Source organism: Hymenobacter algoricola, from assembly GCF_039539525.1.
Taxonomy (GTDB): Bacteria; Bacteroidota; Bacteroidia; order Cytophagales; family Hymenobacteraceae; genus Hymenobacter; species Hymenobacter algoricola.
This window is the reverse complement of record NZ_BAABDH010000010.1, coordinates 1-2812: the sequence shown is the minus strand read 5'-3', so window position 1 is coordinate 2812 and position 2812 is coordinate 1. Positions and strand designations below refer to the sequence as shown.

General features: G+C 55.8%; 2 protein-coding genes. Both read left to right on the top strand.

Going from position 1 to position 2812, the window contains the following annotated elements:
- The first annotated feature begins 750 nt into the window (after positions 1–750).
- Positions 751–1389, top strand: a complete 639-nt coding sequence (locus ABD842_RS02210; protein ID WP_345109443.1) for a hypothetical protein — start codon at positions 751–753, stop codon at positions 1387–1389.
- Positions 1390–1721: 332 nt separating this feature from the next.
- Positions 1722–2294 (top strand): recombinase family protein, encoded by a 573-nt coding sequence (locus ABD842_RS02205; protein WP_345109440.1) that lies wholly within the window; start codon positions 1722–1724, stop codon positions 2292–2294.
- The last annotated feature ends 518 nt before the right edge of the window (positions 2295–2812 follow it).

Below are 2812 nucleotides of genomic sequence, written 5' to 3'. Positions count from 1 at the left end.
TGCGACCACCTGCTGCGCCTGCGCGTAGCCTACAAAAGCCGTAAGTTTGACCTCGTCACCCAACTGCTCAAAAACAACCAAGCGAAGATTTGAATTGCACCCGGTAGTAGGGTAGTGGAGCGGTTGGGCAAGATAGATAATTATTAACTAATGTAGATGCGCTATTTTCTAACGGCTAGGGTAAGGCTTATCTAATTAGTAGCACGGGTCCTGTCACATGATCTATTGTTAACTGAACTCATGCTCGGCTTAGAAAGCTTGATGACGAGGTTAAGAATGAGTAGCCAATGCCGAGGGTTGTAACTCGGTATCATAAGATACTAAAGGTGAATGCGACGTAGAAAAGTGCTCCACCGAGCTCAATGGCCAGGAGGACTGAAAATCATCACAAAGCCAAGGGGCGTCCGCGACGACGCATTACGCTATTTGACTTTTCCCGGGAACCAGCGGGAAAAACTCCTGCCCTTCACTGCCCCCAAATCCTGATTGCATAGGCCCAGAAAGGGCGCGATTCCGAGTTTACGAAACTCATCTCTTCGGCGCGTTTCCTAAACTTTGAATTGTAGACGAGTTTCGTAAACTCGGACCACCCTATAGCAGGCACCTGGCCACCCGGTGCCGAGCTGCTGCTGGTCGTTCACGGAAAGGAGCATTAGCGCGATTGGCTTCGAATAATCGGTAGCTTTACAATTGCTCCTTGTCCTTTTCCGGTGCTCCGGCCCGCTCTGACCTTCTTTTTCTCTTGCCTGCATGCGTTTCCCTTCCTTTGCCCACGGCCTGGCCCTGGTGGGCGCGTTTTCCTTGCTCGCTGGCTGCCGACAGGTCTGTGACTACGACAGTCAGCCGCAGTATCCCCTCACGGCCGACCAACGGGCCTGGGCCGTCCCGTACCCCAAGAACGCCGAGTTGCGGTTTCGCAACGCGGCCGGTTACGTGCGCACCTACCGGGTCACCGAATCCCGCATCGAGTTCGCGAGGCAGGGCGCGGCCAAAAGCACAGTGTGCGGCACCCACCAATCCGAAGGCTTTGTCATGCGCCTGGAGCGCACGGATTCGGTGGGCCGGGGGGACTATATACTACACTTGTCCGCGGACGAGGGGGGGACCAGCCCCAACGGGCCGAATGGCCCCAACGGCCAAACCGCGACCCTGAGGTGGGCCGCGTCGGAATTTAGGGTGCCCACGTACGCCATGGACCGCGGCCTACAGGCCGTGGGCACGGCCACCGTTGCCGGGCGCACCTACCAAAACGTGGTGGAACTCAACGACCTCGGGGGGACCGTCTCCCCCACCCGCCAACCCTGGTACGTACCCCGCGTCTTGCTCACCAAGGCCGACGGCGTTATCCGCTTCTACGAGCGCGGTGGTAACGTCTGGGACCGGTTGTAGTGGTGGTTGCGGGCCGGGTTAACCGCAGAGACGAACAACTGGACATGCTCCTTTATAGGTCTAGCCAAACGGTGATTTAAGCAGCCGCCGTCTTTCGGATAGGGTCCGATAAGGGCCCGTTATCGCACCTTATTTGGTTAAGGCCTTCTTTTAGTAGCGAGTGGGTAAAATTACGGCAAGCTCATTCACAGGTAGGTTCACAAAGCCATAGCTTCCTGACCCGCATCCGCAGCAGACCCACCGGGCGGTGAGCTCCTCGAAAACTTAGGGCCAGAAAGTCGGGCCAAAAATAAACAGGGGTTTATCTTTGTGAACCCGACTTTTTGACCCGCATGAACCACACCTTCGGCTACGCCCGCGTTTCCACCGTCGACCAGAACCTGGACACCCAACTCGATATCCTAACCAAGGCCGGGTGCGACCGCATCTTCCAAGACAAGATTACCGGCATGAGCCTGCAACGGCCGGCACTCGACGAACTGCTGGGGCTGCTGCGCGAAGGCGACACCGTGCTGGTGGCGCGCTTCTTCCGGCTGGGGCGCAGCCGCGACCACGTGATTCACTTGGTCAATTCCTTCCACCAGCGCGGCATCCACTTCAAGGCCCTGGACCTGGGCATCGACACGACCACACCGGCGGGCAAGTTCATGCTCTCCATCTTCGCCTCGCTGGCCGAGTACGACCGCGAGAGCATCCTGGAGAAGACCAAGGCCGGCCAGCAACTGGCTGCCGCCCAGGGCAAGCACATCGGCCGGCCCAAGGGGCTCGACGCCGAGAACTTGGGTAAAGTAAAAAAGGCGTTGGAGAAAGGGCTCTCCGTTGCGGAAACGGTGGAGCTGACGGGCATCAGCCTCTCTAGCGTCAAGCGCTACCGCAAGCATCTACAGACCACCTTGAGCCACTAGCACAGACAGCCGCAGGGCCTTAGCGTAATTTTATCCCCCCGCTGCTATAAGAAGGGTGTTGTTAAACAAATAGGGCAAAACCTCCGACTCGGGCGCATAGCTGTCTAATTTTCATAATCAGAACCCTGTCTAACAATGTATTACCCAACATGGGGTGTTGTTAAACAAATAGGGCAAAACCTCCGACTCGGGCGCATAGCTGTCTAATTTTCATAATCAGAACCCTGTCTAACAATGTATTACCCAACATGCGGGCAAAACGATAGTCTTAACGTTCGTTTTCGCTACCCTCTTTCGATTGCGTTAAGGCGCGTGTAAAACTATCGGGGTTCGATGCTCTTACGCCGCTTTTGCACCTTATCACGAGCGAACAAGCCATTTGGCCACGGACTCGGAGGTTTTCCCCTATTTGTTTAGGGGCTTAGGAAGCAGAAGTCAAGAGAATGGGCGTAACTTACTGTTATGCAGCCTGCTAACCGCTACTATAAGTGCAGCAAAATTTCGACCCTTAAATTCCG